The organism is Saccharothrix sp. ST-888 (assembly GCF_000955975.1).
In the GTDB taxonomy this organism is placed as follows: Bacteria; Actinomycetota; Actinomycetes; order Streptomycetales; family Streptomycetaceae; genus Kitasatospora.
Map to the genome: position 1 here is coordinate 1 of NZ_JYJF01001086.1, position 262 is coordinate 262.

The following is a 262-nucleotide window of genomic DNA, read 5'->3' on the forward strand; positions in this document are numbered from 1 at the left end:
GGCGGACAGCAACCGCTCGGCCTGGGCCCGCAGCGCCACCTCACCCTTCGCCGAGAGCACCACCGGCACCACCGACGGCGAGACCGTCTCCCCGGCAGCTGCAGCCTCAACAACCGGCGCCTGCTCCAGGATCGTGTGAGCGTTGGTACCGCTGATGCCGAATGCGGAGATACCCGCCCGGCGGGGACGGCCGGTCTCCGGCCACTCCGTCGCCTCGGTCAGCAGCGAGACACCGCCCGCCGTCCAGTCGACGTGCGGGGTC

Annotated in this window: 1 protein-coding gene; it reads right to left on the reverse strand. The window is 72.5% G+C overall.

Annotated features, from left to right (window positions below; all coding sequences use genetic code 11):
- Positions 1-262, reverse strand: a 262-nt coding sequence (locus tag UK12_RS35730; RefSeq protein WP_045307394.1) for a ketoacyl-synthetase C-terminal extension domain-containing protein, incomplete at both ends; no start/stop codon positions are given.